Here is a 17,514-nt window from a genome sequence, read left to right on the forward strand (position 1 = left end):
GCGATGGTGCGTCGATTGGATGATCTTCAGGAAATGGAGCAGATGGAGCTCAATCGTCTGGATGTGTCCGACGAAAAGGTCAAAGACTCGATCAACTCCGTTCTGCGCCACATCGAAAAAGAGATCGCTGAAACGCACAAAGCGATCAAGAAACACATCGATGATGATCCGGACATGCGCCAGATGCGCGACTTGATCGTGACCATCGACGGTATCGGGCAGAAAACCCTTGAGCGGCTGCTGGCCGAGCTGGGCGACCTGCGCAAATACGACGACCCTCGCAAACTGGTCGCTGCTGCAGGGTTGAACCCTAAGCTGCAGGAGTCAGGAAAACTCAAAGGCAGAACAATTATTTCGAGGGTCGGCTCGGCTCGCGTTCGGGCGGGTCTGTACATGCCAGGCCTGGTAGCGCTGAGGCACAACGAGGCGATCATCGCCATGAAGGAACGCTTGAAGGCCAATGGCAAAGCCCCCAAACAGATCATCTGTGCAGCCATGCGCAAGTTGTTGCACTTCGTCTACGGAGTGCTCAAATCGGGCCAACCATTTGACCCGAAATTGGCACTTGCCCGGTGAGGGGCAAGACGGTATCTACACACGGGATCCATGTGCTTAGAGGAGTTTGTGTTCCATCGCGTATTTGACCAGTTCGGCCAGCGAGGTGATGTTGAGTTTCTGCATCAGCCGCGCCTTGTGCGTGCTGATGGTCTTGCTGCTCAGCGCCAGTTGCTGGGCGATGTCGTTGACGTTGGCGCCTTGGGCCAGGCGTTCGAACACCGAGAATTCGCGCTCGGACAGCAGCGAATGCAACGGTCGCGTGTCGGTCAGGCCGACCTCGAAGACCATCCGGTCGGCCAGCTCCGGGTCAATGTAGCGCCCACCCGCCGCGACCTTGCGAATCGCCGTCAGCAGCAACGCCGGATCACTGTCTTTGGTCGCATAGCCAGCAGCGCCGACCTTCAGTGCGCGGGCGGCCATTTGCGCTTCATCGTGCATCGACAACACCAGAATCGCCGGTGGATTGTTCAACGCGCGAATCCGCGGGATCGCCTCCAGGCCGTTGACGCCAGGCATCGAGATGTCCAGCAGCACCACCTCGCACGGCACACTGCGCAGGGTTTCGAGCAACTGCTCGCCATTGCTCGCCTCCCCCACCACTTGCAGGTCCTTGGCCAGGCCGATCAATTGCTTGATGCCTTCCCGGACGATGGTGTGGTCTTCGGCTACCAGTACACGGATCAAATTTTCTCTCCAGATTTCAGGTACACACCAAACCCTGTGGGAGCGAGCCTGCTCGCGATAGCGTCAGCTCAAACACCACAAACCTTCAAACCTCACTCACCGGCACCCACACCTTCAGACTGGTGCCCTCACCCGGCTCACTCTCAAGCACCAGCCGCCCGCCCATGATCAACACCCGCTCGCGCATGCCGACCAGGCCAAAGGATGTCGGCCGCTGCGCCGTCGCGACAAAGCCTGCGCCATCGTCGCTGACCGTCAGACACAACTCGTCGCCTTTCAGCGCCAGCGTCAGCTCCACAGTATGCGCTTGGGCGTGGCGCATCACATTGGTCAGCGCTTCCTGCAGGATGCGGAACAGCCCGATCGCCTTGGCGTCGCTGAGCACCGGCAGATTGTCCGGCACCTGCACCAGACATGGAATCTGCGTGCGCGCCTCGAATCGCCGCGCCTGCCATTCGATCGCCGAAGCAATCCCGGCATCGAGGATCGGCGGGCGCAGCGCCGTCGCCACATCGCGCACCAGCTGGAACAACTGGGCGATCAGGCGTTTCATGCTGTTCAACCGTTCGTGCAGGCCCGGATCGAGTTGCGCGTAGGCCAGCTCGCACATCGAGGTTTCCAGTTTCAGCACCGTGAGCATCTGCCCCAGCTCATCGTGCACTTCGCGGGCAATGCGCGCCTTCTCTTCTTCGCGCACGCTTTCCAGGTGCGCCGACAGCTCACGCAGCTGCTCGCGGGACGCCGCCAGTTCCAGTTCGATGCGCTTGCTTTCGCTGATGTCCCAGACGATGCCATCCCAGACATAGGCGCCATCTTCCAGCTGGCGGGTGATTGCCTTGATCTCGGCCCAGCGCTGTTCACCCTGACGGGTGAGGATGCGGCCCTGCCACGACCAGTCACTGTCGGTGTCCAGTGCCTGATCCTGGGTCTGGTGGTAACTGGCCTTGTCGTCCGGGTGCACCAGGCTGCGCAAGCCCATGTCGCGGTGCGCAATGGCGGCCGGCGCGTAGCCGACCAGAGTCTCGCTGCCCTCGCTGATGTAGGCGAAATCGATCTGCCCGGTCACTGGCGCCCGCTCCAGGCGAAACACCAGCCCCGGTACGTTGGCGGCGATGCCTTGCAGGCGCGCTTCACTTTCCTGTAACGCGGCCAGCGCGCGGCGACGCTCGGTGACGTCGGTGAGATAAACCACCAGATACTCGCTGTCGCGAAAGCGCAGAAAACTCAGCGAAACGTCCGCCGGCAGCACGCTGCCATCAGCGCGCACGCAGCTGGTTTCAAAGCTCAGCGGTCCTTCTTCACTGGCCCGCGCGCGTTTCCACAGGTTGAGCCAGCGGTCCATGTGCAGACCGGGTTCGAAATCGATCAGCGGCCGTTCGATCAACGCGTCCTGTGGATAACCGAGCATGCTTTCCGCCGCGCGGTTGGCGTAACGCACATGGCTGTCCCAGTTGACCCAAAGAATGCCGACAGTACTTTGATCGATGGAAAACTGGGTCAGGCGCAAGGCTTCTTCGCTGGCCGCGCGCAGGGCGATGTCTTCCCGGGCGGCCAGCAGGCGGTGTTCGAGACTGTGTTGCTGGCGTCGTTGCCAGACCACAATGGCCACACAACTGAGCAACAACACCGCAAACAGCAAACTGAGGTTCTGCCAGAACCCCGGCGACTCCGACAGACGCGGGTATTTGGGTTGCAGCCATTGCGTGTGCAGGCGTTCCAGATCCTTCGCAGGAATCGCCCGCAGAGCACTTTCAACAATGCCGGCCAACGCCGGCCAGTCGCGCCGTGTGGCAATCCGCAACAGCTGCGGCAAGCCGATATCGCCGACCACCACCAACCCGGCGAACTCAGGTTCGGCAGACAACCGTCCGAGTTGCGCTTCATCCACCACGGCGTAGGACGCCTGCTGGGTCAACAGCAGTTGTAGCGCCTGACGCTCCAGCGGCACGCCTTGCAGATTCAGATGGGGATAGGTGCTGCGCAAATAGTCTGCCGTCACGCTGGGCATGCGCACGGCGACGCGCGACAGGCTGTCGAGTTTTTCCAGCTCGACCACGCCGCCGCTCTTCTGGTCGCTGACCACCAGTTGCGGCACCCGCATGTAGGGATCGGAAAACTGCCACAGACGCAGTGCACCCGGGGTCTGGGTCAGGCCCGGGGCGATGTCGATTTCGCCGTCGCGGGCGGCCTCCTCCAGTTGCGCCAGATCCTGAAAATTGCGCCAGCTCAACTCGACGTTCAAGGTCTTGGCCAGTGACTTCATCAATTCGACATTGGCCCCGGACAAGCGCTGCAGACGTCGGTCGTATTGCGCGTACGGCGCCTGCAGCACCAGGCCCACACGCAACTCACGGTGCTGCGCCAGCCATTGCTGCTCGGCGGGCGTCAACAGCGCTGCATGCGCCGCCGGCGCAGACGCCGCCCAGCCCATCAAGGGAAAACACAACCCGCCGATAACCCACAGGCAGCAAAAACGCATCATTGAAGTCTCGTACACTGACAAATTCTGACCAACCCATTAGGCTGCCGGGATACTTTTCTGGCCTGGAATAACCGATGCCCTCTGTCTATCGCCTGGCAATGCCAGCATTGTGCCTGTCGCTGATCCTGCCTTGTGCGTTTTCCGTCGAAGCCGCCGATCCGGCGCCCGCCTCCTCCGTCGAGCAACCGGCCGCCGAAAAACCCGCCGAACGCCAGCCACTGCTTGAGCGTAGTCAGGAAGAAGCCGCAGCACTCGAACGCAAAGTCCCGGCACAAGAACAGCAGCAACTGCAGGCCGGCGCCGACACTTTCCTCGCCCTGTGGAAACCGGCCAACACTGCCGAACCCAAAGGTGCAGTGATTATTGTCCCTGGCGCCGGCGAAACCGCTGACTGGCCGCAAGTGATCGGCCCGCTGCGCAACAAATTGCCCGATGTCGAGTGGAGCAGCCTGAGTATCACCCTGCCGGATCTGCAAAGCGATGTCATCGCTCCACGCGTGATTGCGCCCGCCGCCGCGCCGAAAGCCGCGGAAAGTGGCAGCAAGGATGCCACCACCGCGCAACCGATCGAACAGGCCGCGGGCGGCGAAGCGGACGTGGCGGATCAGGTCGTGGCCGAAACGACTGAAGAACAATCCAAGGCCGATGCCGAGCGAATCTTTGCGCGGATCGACGCGGCCATTGCCTACGCCGAGCAACAAAGCGCACGCCGGGTCGTGGTCCTCGGTCACGGCACAGGTGCCTACTGGGCCGCACGCTTCCTCAGCGAGCGGCAGACTGCTCAAGTCGAGAAACTACTGATGGTCGATGCGCAAACGCCGAGCAAGGCCAAGCCACAATTGGCCGAGCTGACGCCGACCCTGAAGTTGCCGACGGCGGATATTTTCTACATGGACAAGGCGCTGGATCGCAACGCGGCACTGGAGCGCATGCAGGCCAGCAAGCGCCTGAAGACTTCGGCGTTCAGCCAGGTGGCGCTCAAGGCGTTGCCGGACAAAAAGGCTGAGCAGGAACAGCTGTTTCGGCGGGTGCGTGGCTGGTTGAACCCGCAAAAGACTGACTGATAGAAACAAAAGCAAAAGATCGCAGCCTGCGGCAGCTCCTACCTCGGAATGCCTTTCCTGTAGGAGCTGCCGCAGGCTGCGATCTTTTGCTCTTTTGATCGCTAGCGAAAATCCCGCCGCGCCCGAATCAGGGTAAACGCGTTGTGCAGCTCACGGGTTTTCTCGGTCGCATCGCGCACCTGCTCAGGCGTCGCACCGCTGCCAGCGATCTTGTCCGGGTGATGACGACTGAGCAGACGTCGGTAGGCGCGCTTGATCTGTGCCGGCTCGCTGGTCGCCGACACGCCGAGCAGGCGCATCGCTTCCTGATAACTCACCGCCGCACTGACAATCGGCCGTTTATTCGGCTCGTAATCATTGGCCAGCGCCTGGATCTGGTGCGTCGTCCAACCCAGCCACTTGCCCCACTGCGCCAACAATTCACGCTCACTGACGCCCGCGCGACCGTCGGCCCAGACCATCCGCCAGCAGGCGCGCAACACGCCTTCGGCGGCATGCGGCTGAGCACTCAGGCGCCGCAGATAACCGCGCAGGCGATCACCGCCGGACTTACCACGATTGAACGCCGCAATCGCCCGCCGCCGCGCCGGCTCGCTCATTTCCAGCGCGTTCATTTCATTGCGCGCCTGCTGGATATGGCCGTCCGTCACCCGTCCGTCACTCTTGGCCAGACGCCCGAGCAACACGAACAACAATTCGTCGTTGCGCAACATCGGCCGTCCGCCGAGCTTTTCCCGCAGATGCCCCCAGCTCTGCAAGTGCAGGCGCCGATCCAGCGCCTGCCCCAACAATGCCCCAAGCATGGCCCCCGGAATGCTGGCGATCGCAAAACCCGCTCCGGCTCCAATCAGAGTCCCTGGCCACAACATATCAACGACTCGCTTCTATCAATGCTTCGGCTTCGGCCAGACGCTCATGCGTGCCGACATCCACCCAATGCCCTTTCAGACGTTCACCGCTGACCTGCCCGTCTGCCATGGCTTTGCGAAGCAACGGTGCAAGCTTGAATGCGCCGTCCGCGCAACCATCGAACAACTGCGGATGCAGGACGGCGATGCCGCTGTAGGTCAGGGTCGCCGCGTTCGGTTGGCCATCGATCACCTGACCGTTGGTCAAGGTGAAATCGCCTTGCGGGTGGTGGGCCGGGTTGTCCGCCAGCACCAGATGCGCCAGACCGTTGATCGGTTGGTGCAGTACGCTGAAGTCGTAGTCGGTCCAGATATCGCCGTTGACCACCAAAAAGGCGTCGTCACCGAGCAACGGCAAAGCACGGAAAATCCCGCCGCCGGTTTCCAGCGGCTCGCCTTCCGGCGAGTACTGGATGCTCACGCCAAACTGCGAACCGTCGCCCAGGTAATCCTCGATCTGCTGACCGAGCCAGGCATGGTTGATCACGATTTCACTGAAACCAGCCGCCGCCAGTGCGCGCAGATGGTATTCGATCAATGGCACGCCGCCGGCACGCACCAGCGGTTTCGGGGTGCTCAGGGTCAGCGGGCGCATGCGCTCGCCCTTGCCTGCCGCCAGAATCATCGCCTTCATGCGGCCACTCCGCCACGCAGACTGGCGAGCAATGCCTGCAGATCCGCCAGTTCAGGACGACGTGCAATCACCGCTTCTATATAGGCGAAGAAACGCGGCACATCGGCCAGGTAGCGCGGCTTGCCATCGCGATGGCAGATGCGGGCGAAGATGCCGATGACTTTCAGGTGGCGTTGTACGCCCATCAGGTCGCTGGCACGCAGGAAGTCTTCGAAGTCGGCCTGCACCGGGATGTCCAGCGCCGAGGCTTGCTGCCAGTAACTTTCCAGCCAGCCACGCACGCGCTCTTCAGGCCAACTGAGGAAGGCGTCCTTGAACAGGCAGGTGATGTCGTAGGTGACCGGGCCGTAGACCGCATCCTGAAAGTCCAGCACGCCGGGATTCGGCTCGCTGAGCATCAGGTTGCGCGGCATGTAGTCGCGGTGCACCAGGACTTTCGGCTGGGCCAGTGCGCTGTCGATCAGCAGTTCGCTGATGGACTGCCATTGTTGCTGCTGTGCCGCGTCGAACTCGATGCCGAGCTCGCGTTTCACGTACCACTCGGGGAACAATTCCAGCTCACGGCGCAGCAGCGCGACGTCGTAGCTCGGCAGCGGTGCAACCATCGGCAGTTGCTGAAAAGCCAACAGTGCCTGCAAGGCATCGCTGAACAAAGCATCGGCATTTTCGCCGTCGATTACGTCGAGATAGGTCTTGTTGCCCAGGTCATTGAGCAAAAGAAATCCGCGTTCGAGGTCTTCTGCATAAATTTTCGGCACGTTAATTCCGGATTTCGCCAGCAAAAAGGCGATATCCACGAACGGTTTGCAGTTTTCCTGGGGCGGTGGCGCGTCCATCACGACGAAACTGCGGCCCGCGCCTTCCCAACGGAAATACCGGCGGAAACTCGCGTCGCTGCTGGCCGCGGTCAACGTGGCCGGGGGCACGGCGCCCCAGCCCTGATCTGCAAACAGGATTGCCAACTGCTCATCGAGCCAAACTTTCAGGTGTTGCAAGCGTACATCTTGGTCAGGCATTGCAAGGGTCTCCGACGGCGCTAGCCGTCAAGCGGGTCATGCTTTATTATCCAGCATCTTTTTCAGACCATCGAGAGGCGTGCGGCCCACACCGCGGGCAGATGGCACGCAGGAAGCCCGGACTAATAAGATGGCATTGAAATCCCCCGCGTTTCGTAAAAAATTTCCGTTGTTGGTAACCGGCAGTCTGCTGGCTATGCAACCTCTGGCCAGTCAATTCGTTGTTGCCGCCGAGCAGTATGACTGCGCCGTCTCGGCAACGGGTGGCTGGGCCTGTGCGCCCAAGACGCCGGCAGCGGCATTGCCGCCGCGTCCGGTGCATGACGGCAGCGCTGTCAGCGCCACCGGCGAAGCCCCGGCCCAGAACGGTTCGACTGCCGACAGCGGCGCCAAGCCTGTGCTGGTCACCGAAGCCAAGGGCCGCGGCCTGAAATCCCGTAGCGAAGACTACAGTCACCTCGACTGGGTTCCGCGCGAGAAGCTCACCGCCGCCCAATTGGCCGAGACCGGTCCTTACTGCTCTGGTTCCTATATCGAACCGATTCGTCCTGGCATGAATGACAAGACGAATAAAAGTGACGCACCGACCTTTATCGGCGCCAAGGCCTCGCGCTACAACACCGAAGATCAGGTGGGTACGCTGGCCGGCGACGTGGTCCTGCGTCAGGGCAGCATGCAGGTCGAGTCCGACGAGGCCAGCCTGTATCAGGCCGAGAGCCGTGCCGAACTCAATGGCGACGTGCGCATTCGCGACAACGGTGCACTGATCGTCGGCGACCACGCCGATGTGCAGCTCGACACCGGTGAAGCCAAGGTCGACAACGCCGAATACGTGATGCACAAATCGCGCATCCGCGGTAACGCGCTATACGCCAAGCGTGCCGAGAACGCGATCATCCGCTTGAAGGACGGCACGTACACCACGTGCGAACCGAACAGCAACGCCTGGCAGCTCAAGGGCAACAACATCACCCTGAACCCTGCCACCGGCTTCGGTACCGCGACCAACGTGACACTGCGGGTCAAGGACATTCCGATCCTGTACACGCCGTACATCTACTTCCCGATCGACGACCGTCGCCAATCGGGTTTCCTGCCGCCGACCATCGGCACCGGCAGCGATACCGGCTTCATGCTGGTCACCCCGTACTACTTCAACCTGGCACCGAACTACGACGCCACGTTGTACCCGCGTTACATGAGCAAGCGCGGCATGCTGGTCGAAGGCGAGTTCCGTTACCTGACCAAGTCCAGCGAAGGCCAGTTCGGTGCGGCGTATCTGAACGACGAAGATACCGATCGCAGCAAACAGACCGATTACGAAAAAAATCGCTACATGTACAACTGGCAGCACAAGGGCGGTCTCGACTCCCGTGTGATGACTCAGGTTGACTACACCAAGATCAGCGACCCGTACTACTTCCAGGACCTGACCACCGATCAGATCGGTGTGAAGAGCGCTGACTTCGTGAACCAGCAGGGTTCGGTGACCTATCGTGGCGACTCGTATACCGCCATGTTGAACGCTCAGCAGTACCAACTCGCGACCGTTTCGAACATCACGCCTTACGGTCGTCTGCCACAGATCACCTTCAACGGTCAGCTGCCGTATCACCCGGAAGGTTTGAACTTCGATTACGAGACCGAGCTTGTGCGGTTTGATCGTGATCTGAAAACGGGCCAGTTCTCTGATGAAAACGGCAATCTGTCGGATCGACTCGACACAAACGTTTCCGGGTTGGCCCGCGCCAATGGCACACGCTTGAACCTGAAGCCAGGTGTCAGTCTGCCAATGAACTGGACCTATGGTTTCCTGAAGCCATCGCTCAAGTATCAATACACTCAGTACGATCTCGATCTTGATGGCCAGGGCAAAAATGATCTGGTGACAAACCGTAACGACGCCTCCGCTCTCGGCGAATCGTTCAGCAGTTCGCAGAACCGCGGTGTACCGATCGCGAGCATCGACAGTGGCTTGTACTTCGACCGCAATACGTCGTTCTTCGGCAAAAATTATCGCCAAACGCTGGAACCTCGCCTGTTCTACCTCTATGTACCTGAGAAAGACCAGAAGGACATTCCAGTATTCGACACCAGCGAATACACCTTCAACTACGCGTCGCTGTTCCGCGACAACCGCTTCTCCGGTTCCGACCGTGTCGGTGACGAGAACAAACTTTCGCTGGGTGTAACCAGCCGCTGGATCGAAGACGATGGATTCGAGCGTCAACGTATCAGCGTCGGTCAGGCTTACTACTTCAAGGATCGTGAAGTCCAACTGCCAGGCATTGTGTTCAAGGATCGCAAGGATGCCCAGTCCGACGTATCGCCATACGCGCTGGAATACGAATACCGCTGGAACCGCGACTGGCGCACCACGGCCGATTACAACTGGGACCCGGACAGCCGCAGCCCACGCTCCGGCAGCGCGATGTTCCACTACCAGCCTGAAGACAACCCGAACAAGGTGGTCAACGTCGGTTATCGCTATCGTAACGACCAGATCCGTTACGACCAGACCACGGGTAAATGGCAGACGGGTGGCGACTACGGCACTCCGGGCCAGGCTGGCTACGTGAAGGACTACTACAAGATCCAGCAGCATGACTTCTCGGTCATCTGGCCGATCGTTCCACAATGGAGCGCGATCAGCCGCTGGCAGTACGACTACAACCGCAACCGTACGCTGGAAGCCTTTGGTGGTTTCGAGTACGACAACTGCTGCTGGAAACTGCGCCTGATCAACCGTTACTGGGTTTCCTACGACGAATTCAGTCAGGAAGCTCCGCAAAACGAAAAAGGCGACCACGGCGTCTTCCTCCAAATTGTTCTGAAGGGACTCGGCGGCCTGACTGGCGCCAAGGTAGAGAGCTTCCTCGACAAAGGCATCCAAGGTTATCGTCAACGTGAAGACCAAGCTTTCTGATTCTCTGCGCCCGCTGTTGCTGGGCGCGCTGTTCCTGGGTACTGCGGCCAACGCCGCAGTACAGTCCATCGATAAAGTGGTTGCGATCGTTGATAACGACGTGGTCATGCAGAGCCAGCTGGACCAGCGTGTCCATGAAGTTCAGCAGACCATCGCCAAGCGTGGCGGCGGCATGCCGCCTCCGGGCGTGCTGGATCAGCAGGTGCTCGAGCGCCTGATCGTCGAAAACCTGCAACTGCAGATCGGCGAGCGTTCCGGCATCCGCATTACCGACGAAGAGCTGAACCAGGCAGTCGGCACCATCGCCCAGCGCAACAACATGACCGTGGATCAATTCCGCGCCGCCCTGGCTCACGACGGTTTGTCCTATGACGACGCCCGTGACCAGATCAAGCGCGAGATGATCATCAGCCGTGTGCGTCAGCGCCGCGTGGCAGAACGCATTCAGGTCTCCGAGCAGGAAGTGAAGAACTTCCTCGCTTCCGACCTGGGCAAAATGCAACTGTCCGAAGAACTGCACCTGGCCAACATCCTGATCCCGACGCCGGAAAGCGCCAGTTCTGAAGCGATTCAGAGCGCTTACCGTCAGGCGATGGACGTTTACCAGCAACTCAAGCAAGGCGCTGACTTCGGTCAGATGGCCGTGGCCAAATCCGGCAGCGACAACGCGCTGGAAGGCGGCGACATGGGCTGGCGTAAAGCCGCGCAACTGCCACCGCCGTTCGACCGCGAGTTGAGCAGCATGGCGGTGGGCGACATCACTCAGCCTGCCCGCACGCCGAGTGGTTTCATCATTCTCAAGCTGCTGGCCAAACGGGGTGGCGAAACCCAGATGCGTGATGAGGTGCATGTGCGCCACATTCTGGTCAAGCCAAGCCCGATCCGCGACGAAGCCAAGACCAAAGCCCTGGTGCAATCGCTGTACGAGCGCATCCTCGCCGGTGAAGACTTCGCTGAACTGGCGAAGAACTACTCCGAAGACCCGGGCTCGGCGCTCAACGGCGGCGACCTGAACTGGATTGACCCGAACGCACTGGTACCGGAATTCCGCGAAGTGATGGCCAAGACCCCACAGGGTCAGCTGTCCAAGCCGTTCCAGACCCAGTACGGCTGGCACGTGCTGGAAGTCCTTGGCCGCCGCGCCACCGACAGCACCGAATCGGCACGCGAGCAACAGGCAATGAATGTTCTGCGTAACAAAAAATACGATGAAGAGCTGCAAAACTGGCTGCGTCAGATTCGTGAAGAAGCCTACGTAGAAATCAAACTCCCTGGTGCAGACCAGGCAGCGCAGTGAAACCCAAGCGTTTCGCGCTGACACCCGGCGAACCAGCCGGCATCGGTCCCGACCTGTGCCTGCTGCTCGCCTCGCAAGCCCAGCCACATCCCCTGATTGCCATCACCAGCCGCGACCTGCTCACCGAGCGGGCAGCGCAGTTGGGGCTGGCCGTCACTTTGCTTGAGGTTGCGCCTGACAACTGGCCGGCTGTTCCAGCCCCCGCTGGTAGCCTGTATGTCTGGGACACTCCACTCAGCACTCCCGTGTTCGCTGGACAACTGAACAAGGCTAACGCCGCCTTCGTCCTCGAAACCCTGACCCGTGCCGGCAACGGTTGCCTGAACGGCGACTTCGCCGGAATGATCACCGCTCCGGTACACAAGGGCGTGATCAACGAATCCGGTATCCCGTTCTCCGGACACACGGAATTCCTGGCCGACCTGACCCACACCGCCCAAGTGGTGATGATGCTCGCTACTCGCGGTTTGCGCGTGGCCCTGGTGACCACTCACCTGCCCCTGCGCGAGATTGCCGATGCAATCACCCCGGAGCGGCTGGAGCGGGTCACGCGAATTCTGCACGCCGACCTGCAAGACAAATTCGGCATCGCCCGGCCACGCATTCTGGTCTGCGGACTCAACCCGCACGCCGGTGAAGGCGGACACCTGGGCCATGAAGAAATCGACATCATCGAACCGACATTGGAGCGCCTGCGCGGCGAGGGCATGGACCTCCGTGGCCCGCTGCCTGCCGACACTCTGTTTACCCCCAAATATCTGGAGCACTGCGACGCAGTGCTGGCGATGTACCACGACCAGGGCCTGCCCGTGCTGAAGTACAAAGGCTTCGGCGCGGCGGTCAACGTGACCCTCGGCCTGCCGATCATCCGCACGTCGGTCGACCACGGCACTGCCCTGGATCTGGCCGGCAGCGGCAAGATCGACACCGGCAGCCTGCAGGTCGCCCTGGAAACCGCCTACCAGATGGCCGAGACCCGTTTATGACCGAGCAATACCAACACAAGGCGCGCAAACGCTTTGGCCAGAACTTCCTGCACGATGCCGGCGTCATCGACCGCATCCTGCGCTCCATCAGCGCCAAGCCTGACGACCGCATGCTGGAAATCGGCCCGGGCCAGGGCGCACTGACCGCCGGCATCCTCAACTCCGGCGCGCAACTCGACGTGGTGGAACTGGACAAGGACCTGATCCCGATTCTCAACCAGCAGTTCGCCGGCAAGAGCAACTTCAACCTGCATCAGGGCGATGCGCTGAAGTTCGACTTCAACAGCCTCAACGCCGCGCCGAACAGTCTGCGTGTGGTGGGCAACCTGCCTTACAACATTTCCACGCCGCTGATTTTCCATCTGCTGAACAACGCCGGCATCATTCGCGACATGCACTTCATGCTGCAGAAGGAAGTGGTCGAGCGTCTGGCCGCAGGCCCGGGCGGCGGCGACTGGGGTCGTCTGTCGATCATGGTTCAGTACCACTGCCGCGTGGAACACCTGTTCAACGTCGGCCCGGGCGCGTTCAATCCGCCGCCGAAGGTCGACTCGGCCATCGTCCGTCTGGTGCCGCACGCGGTGCTGCCGCACCCGGCCAAGGATCATCGCCTGCTGGAGCGCGTCGTTCGCGAAGCCTTCAACCAGCGTCGCAAGACCCTGCGCAACACCCTCAAGCAATTGATGACCGCCGCCGAGATCGAAGCCGCCGGCGTCGATGGCAGCCTGCGTCCCGAACAACTGGACCTGGCCGCATTCGTGCGCCTGGCCGACAAGCTCGCCGAGCAGGTTGCTGCCGCCCCCGCCGCCGACTGACCGGCGATGAACGCTATCGGGCAGGACGCCACTCTGGTTTACTGCCCGATACTTGCCTAGACTGATTCCCCATCAGCTACGCCTCGCGTTCCGCTTTGCTTAAGGCCCTTTTGCATGTCCGATCCTCGTTATCAGGTCGATGTCAGTGTCGTTACCCGCTACCTGGCAGACCAATCGCAACCCGAGCACCACCGCTTCGCCTTCGCCTACACCATCACCGTGCAGAACAATGGCGAGCGCCCTGCCCAGCTGATGTCACGACATTGGGTGATTACCGACGGTGACGGGCATGTCGAAGAGGTTCGCGGCGCCGGCGTTGTCGGCCAGCAACCGCTGATCGAGGTCGGCAAAAGCCACACCTACAGCAGCGGCACAGTGATGACCACCAAGGTCGGCACCATGCAGGGCACCTACGAAATGGTCGCCGACGATGGCAAGCATTTCGACGCGATCATCAAGCCTTTCCGCCTCGCCGTGCCTGGAGCCCTGCACTGATGACGACGTACGCCGTCGGCGACCTGCAAGGCTGCCTTGCACCGCTCAAATGCCTGCTCAAGCAAGTCGCGTTCGACCCCGGGCTTGATCGGCTGTGGCTGGTCGGCGATCTGGTCAACCGTGGTCCTCAATCGCTGGAAACCCTGCGGTTTCTCTACGGCATGCGCGACTCACTGGTTTGCGTACTCGGCAACCACGATCTGCATCTGCTCGCCGCCGCCAACAATATCGAGCGCCTGAAGAAATCCGACACCCTGCGCGAGATTCTCGAAGCCCCCGATGCGGCTGACCTGCTCGAATGGCTGCGCCAACAGAAACTCATGCACTACGACGAACAACGCGAAGTCGCCATGGTGCACGCGGGCATCCCCCCGCAGTGGTCGTTGCGCAAGGCCTTGAAGTACGCCGCCGAAGCCGAAGCCGCGCTGCGTGACGACAACCTGTTTCCGTTGTACCTCGATGGCATGTACGGCAACGAGCCGGCGAAGTGGGACAGTGATCTCACCGGCGTGACCCGTTTGCGCGTGATCACCAACTATTTCACCCGCATGCGCTTCTGCACCGCCGACGGCAAGCTCGATCTTAAAAGCAAGGAAGGCCTGGATACTGCCCCGCCCGGCTACAAGCCATGGTTCCAGCACAAGGAGCGTAAAACCCGTGGCCTGCGGATCATTTTCGGCCACTGGGCCGCACTGGAAGGCGATGTCCGCGAACCGGGCGTCTCGGCACTGGACACCGGTTGTGTCTGGGGCGGCAGCCTGACCCTGATGAACGTCGACAGCGGCGAGCGCGTGTCGTGCAAATGCGATGAGCACGGCGGGCTTGCCCCGACCGTCGCCCCACTTATCCCCGAAACGTCGCCAGTCAGCGTCCCGCGTTAGACTGCGCATTCTGCCGAGCTACAGGAACCCGCCATGAGCGAATTCAAACGAATCCCCCCGGAACAGGCCCAGGCCCTGCGTGAACAAGGCGCAGTGGTGGTCGACATCCGCGACCCGCAAACCTATGCCGCGCTGCACATCGCCGGCTCGACCCATCTGGATAACCACTCGATCTCGGAATTCATCCGTAACGCCGATCTCGACGCACCGTTGGTGGTGGTCTGTTATCACGGCAACTCCAGCCAGAACGCTGCGGCTTACCTGATCAGCCAGGGCTTCTCCGACGTCTACAGCATGGACGGCGGCTTCGAGCTGTGGCGTACGACTTATCCTGCGGAAACCGCGCAAGGCGGCGCCGAATAATTTTTTTGTCACGCGCAGGCCCCGGCTCACGCGGGCCTGCGCGTGACAGACGAACGGTCTGCCACAACTAATTACGTATCTCGCCTTTACCTCTCGAATTCCCAACTATCCTTAAGCGCAGGCCATCCAAAACAGGGGAGAGCCGGTACACCGGCGCACGGGTCATCGGGAGTGACTTTCAAGGTTGTCGACCGCGAAAGTGTTCTGGGGGGTAAACAAGCGGCCACCACGGCTGCTTGCCAGCATCGACTGAGTGATCCGGCGTCGGCTCCACGTATCGAGCGAGGTGACGTCATGAGTATCTTTAGCCACTTCCAACAACGCTTCGAGTCCACACGCCAGGAAGAACTCTCGCTGCAGGAGTACCTGGAGCTGTGCAAAAAGGATCGCAGCGCTTACGTTTCCGCCGCCGAGCGTCTACTGATGGCTATTGGCGAACCCGAGCTGCTCGATACGTCGACCAACTCGCGGCTGTCGCGGATCTTCTCCAACAAGGTGATTCGTCGCTATCCGGCCTTTGAAGACTTCCACGGGATGGAAGAATGCATCGACCAGATCGTCTCGTATTTCCGCCATGCCGCCCAAGGCCTGGAAGAGAAGAAACAGATTCTCTACCTGCTCGGCCCCGTCGGTGGCGGTAAATCGTCCCTGGCCGAGAAGCTGAAACAGCTGATGGAAAAAGTGCCCTTCTACGCGATCAAGGGCTCGCCGGTATTCGAATCGCCTCTGGGTCTGTTCAACGCCACCGAAGATGGCGCGATCCTCGAGGAAGACTTCGGCATCCCACGGCGCTACCTGAACACCATCATGTCGCCATGGGCGACCAAACGCCTGGCTGAATTTGGCGGCGACATCAGCCAGTTCCGCGTGGTCAAGCTGTACCCGTCGATCCTCAATCAGATCGCCGTGGCCAAGACCGAACCGGGCGACGAGAACAACCAGGACATCTCCGCGCTGGTGGGCAAGGTCGACATCCGCAAACTCGAGGAATACCCACAGAACGACGCCGACGCCTACAGCTACTCCGGCGCGCTGTGCCGGGCCAACCAGGGCCTGATGGAATTCGTCGAAATGTTCAAGGCACCGATCAAGGTGCTGCACCCATTGCTGACCGCCACCCAGGAAGGCAACTACAACAGTACCGAAGGCCTCGGTGCGATTCCGTTCACCGGGATCCTGCTCGCCCACTCCAACGAATCGGAATGGCACACCTTCCGCAACAACAAGAACAACGAAGCCTTCATCGACCGGATCTATATCGTCAAAGTGCCGTACTGCCTGCGGGTCAGTGACGAAGTGAAGATCTACGACAAGTTGCTGTTCAACAGTTCGCTGGCCAAGGCTCACTGCGCGCCGGACACCCTGAAGATGCTGGCGCAGTTCACTGTGCTGTCGCGCCTCAAGGAGCCGGAAAACTCCAACATCTATTCGAAGATGCGCGTCTACGACGGGGAAAACCTCAAGGACACCGATCCGAAGGCCAAGTCGATCCAGGAATACCGCGATTCGGCGGGCGTCGACGAAGGCATGAACGGTCTGTCGACCCGCTTTGCCTTCAAGATCCTGTCCAAAGTGTTCAACTTCGATCCGCATGAAATCGCCGCCAACCCGGTGCACCTGTTGTATGTGCTGGAGCAGCAGATCGAACAGGAACAGTTCCAGGCTGAAACCCGCGAACGCTACCTGCGCTACCTCAAGGAGTACCTGGCGCCGCGTTATATCGAATTCATCGGCAAGGAGATCCAGACCGCTTACCTGGAGTCTTACAGCGAGTACGGGCAAAACATCTTCGACCGCTACGTGCTGTATGCGGACTTCTGGATTCAGGATCAGGAATACCGCGATCCGGAAACCGGCGAGATTCTCAACCGCGTCGCCCTGAACGAAGAACTGGAGAAAATCGAGAAACCGGCCGGCATCAGCAATCCGAAGGATTTCCGCAACGAGATCGTCAACTTCGTGTTGCGCGCCCGAGCCAACAACAACGGCAAAAACCCGACCTGGCTCAGCTACGAAAAACTGCGGGTGGTCATCGAGAAGAAAATGTTCTCCAACACCGAAGACCTGCTGCCAGTCATCAGCTTCAATGCCAAGGCCAGCAAAGAGGATCAACAGAAACACAACGACTTCGTTACTCGAATGGTCGAACGCGGCTACACCGACAAACAGGTACGACTGCTGTCCGAGTGGTACCTGCGGGTCAGAAAGTCACAGTAAACCGCGGCCGGTCAGACCGGTTGTCGTCAGCCCGAGGCCTGTGCCCGCATTTTCTGCTACACAGGCCTCTGGAAGGTGTTCGCAAGTCGGTAGCGAGGTATAGGCAGCATCCAGAGCGCTTGGGGGAGCGTGTACGTCCCTTGGCATTCGGCTCAATGCTGCATGACCGCTCCCGCCTTTGCAGGACA

General features: G+C 60.5%; 15 protein-coding genes. 10 read left to right on the forward strand and 5 right to left on the reverse strand.

The features are described 5' to 3' along the window. Positions 1 to 576 (forward strand): transposase (locus ACTJKS_RS10260; protein ID WP_440828800.1); only part of this gene is annotated, 576 nt, incomplete at its 5' end. Positions 577 to 612: 36 nt separating this feature from the next. Here ACTJKS_RS10260 and ACTJKS_RS10265 read toward each other — a convergent pair. Beyond that, positions 613 to 1,242 carry a response regulator gene (locus ACTJKS_RS10265; protein WP_003228820.1) on the reverse strand — a complete coding sequence of 210 codons (630 nt, stop codon included), beginning with the start codon at positions 1,240 to 1,242 and terminating at the stop codon, positions 613 to 615. An 85-nt stretch (positions 1,243 to 1,327) separates the two neighbouring features. Continuing rightward, positions 1,328 to 3,724 (reverse strand): PAS domain-containing sensor histidine kinase, encoded by a 2,397-nt coding sequence (locus ACTJKS_RS10270; RefSeq protein WP_108183977.1) that lies wholly within the window; start codon positions 3,722 to 3,724, stop codon positions 1,328 to 1,330. Positions 3,725 to 3,798: 74 nt separating this feature from the next. Between ACTJKS_RS10270 and ACTJKS_RS10275 the strand changes: the two genes are divergently transcribed. Next, on the forward strand, positions 3,799 to 4,788 hold the full coding sequence (locus ACTJKS_RS10275; protein WP_041070089.1) for an alpha/beta hydrolase family protein: 990 nt from the start codon (positions 3,799 to 3,801) through the stop codon (positions 4,786 to 4,788). A 101-nt stretch (positions 4,789 to 4,889) separates the two neighbouring features. Here the strand turns inward: ACTJKS_RS10275 and ACTJKS_RS10280 are convergent, their stop codons facing one another. From ACTJKS_RS10280 to ACTJKS_RS10290, 3 genes are read right to left on the reverse strand one after another with little or no spacing between them, the layout of a single operon-like run. Beyond that, entirely contained in the window at positions 4,890 to 5,657 is a 768-nt protein-coding gene (locus ACTJKS_RS10280) for a TerB family tellurite resistance protein (protein WP_108183978.1), read from the reverse strand. A 1-nt stretch (position 5,658) separates the two neighbouring features. Then, the gene (murU, locus tag ACTJKS_RS10285; RefSeq protein ID WP_108183979.1) at positions 5,659 to 6,330 is read right to left on the reverse strand and encodes an N-acetylmuramate alpha-1-phosphate uridylyltransferase MurU; all 672 of its coding nucleotides are present in this window, start codon (positions 6,328 to 6,330) and stop codon (positions 5,659 to 5,661) included. Then, positions 6,327 to 7,346, reverse strand: a complete 1,020-nt coding sequence (locus ACTJKS_RS10290) for an aminoglycoside phosphotransferase family protein (protein WP_108183980.1) — start codon at positions 7,344 to 7,346, stop codon at positions 6,327 to 6,329. The genes murU and ACTJKS_RS10290 overlap by 4 nt, the downstream gene beginning before the upstream one ends. A gap of 130 nt (positions 7,347 to 7,476) precedes the next feature. Between ACTJKS_RS10290 and ACTJKS_RS10295 the strand changes: the two genes are divergently transcribed. The 8 genes from ACTJKS_RS10295 (at position 7,477) to ACTJKS_RS10330 (ending at position 17,326) form a co-directional block, all read left to right on the forward strand. Then, positions 7,477 to 10,272, forward strand: coding sequence for an LPS-assembly protein LptD (locus tag ACTJKS_RS10295; protein ID WP_108183981.1), 2,796 nt, complete (start codon positions 7,477 to 7,479; stop codon positions 10,270 to 10,272). Continuing rightward, the gene (gene surA / locus ACTJKS_RS10300) at positions 10,253 to 11,569 is read left to right on the forward strand and encodes a peptidylprolyl isomerase SurA (RefSeq protein WP_108183982.1); all 1,317 of its coding nucleotides are present in this window, start codon (positions 10,253 to 10,255) and stop codon (positions 11,567 to 11,569) included. Before ACTJKS_RS10295 ends, surA begins: the two co-directional genes overlap by 20 nt. Then, positions 11,566 to 12,555 (forward strand): 4-hydroxythreonine-4-phosphate dehydrogenase PdxA, encoded by a 990-nt coding sequence (pdxA, locus tag ACTJKS_RS10305; RefSeq protein ID WP_108183983.1) that lies wholly within the window; start codon positions 11,566 to 11,568, stop codon positions 12,553 to 12,555. The genes surA and pdxA overlap by 4 nt, the downstream gene beginning before the upstream one ends. Beyond that, the gene (rsmA, locus tag ACTJKS_RS10310; protein ID WP_108183984.1) at positions 12,552 to 13,370 is read left to right on the forward strand and encodes a 16S rRNA (adenine(1518)-N(6)/adenine(1519)-N(6))-dimethyltransferase RsmA; all 819 of its coding nucleotides are present in this window, start codon (positions 12,552 to 12,554) and stop codon (positions 13,368 to 13,370) included. The genes pdxA and rsmA overlap by 4 nt, the downstream gene beginning before the upstream one ends. 114 nt (positions 13,371 to 13,484) lie before the next feature. Then, positions 13,485 to 13,865, forward strand: a complete 381-nt coding sequence (gene apaG, locus ACTJKS_RS10315; protein ID WP_108183985.1) for a Co2+/Mg2+ efflux protein ApaG — start codon at positions 13,485 to 13,487, stop codon at positions 13,863 to 13,865. Next, positions 13,865 to 14,746, forward strand: coding sequence for a symmetrical bis(5'-nucleosyl)-tetraphosphatase (locus ACTJKS_RS10320; RefSeq protein WP_108183986.1), 882 nt, complete (start codon positions 13,865 to 13,867; stop codon positions 14,744 to 14,746). The genes apaG and ACTJKS_RS10320 overlap by 1 nt, the downstream gene beginning before the upstream one ends. Before the next feature lie 33 nt (positions 14,747 to 14,779). After that, positions 14,780 to 15,109, forward strand: a complete 330-nt coding sequence (glpE, locus tag ACTJKS_RS10325) for a thiosulfate sulfurtransferase GlpE (RefSeq protein WP_041070058.1) — start codon at positions 14,780 to 14,782, stop codon at positions 15,107 to 15,109. Positions 15,110 to 15,403: 294 nt separating this feature from the next. Beyond that, positions 15,404 to 17,326 carry a PrkA family serine protein kinase gene (locus tag ACTJKS_RS10330; RefSeq protein ID WP_003228848.1) on the forward strand — a complete coding sequence of 641 codons (1,923 nt, stop codon included), beginning with the start codon at positions 15,404 to 15,406 and terminating at the stop codon, positions 17,324 to 17,326. Positions 17,327 to 17,514: the final 188 nt, after the last annotated feature.

Origin of the sequence: Pseudomonas sp. 22189 (assembly GCF_052045635.1) — a bacterium.
GTDB lineage: Bacteria > Pseudomonadota > Gammaproteobacteria > Pseudomonadales > Pseudomonadaceae > Aquipseudomonas > Aquipseudomonas parakoreensis.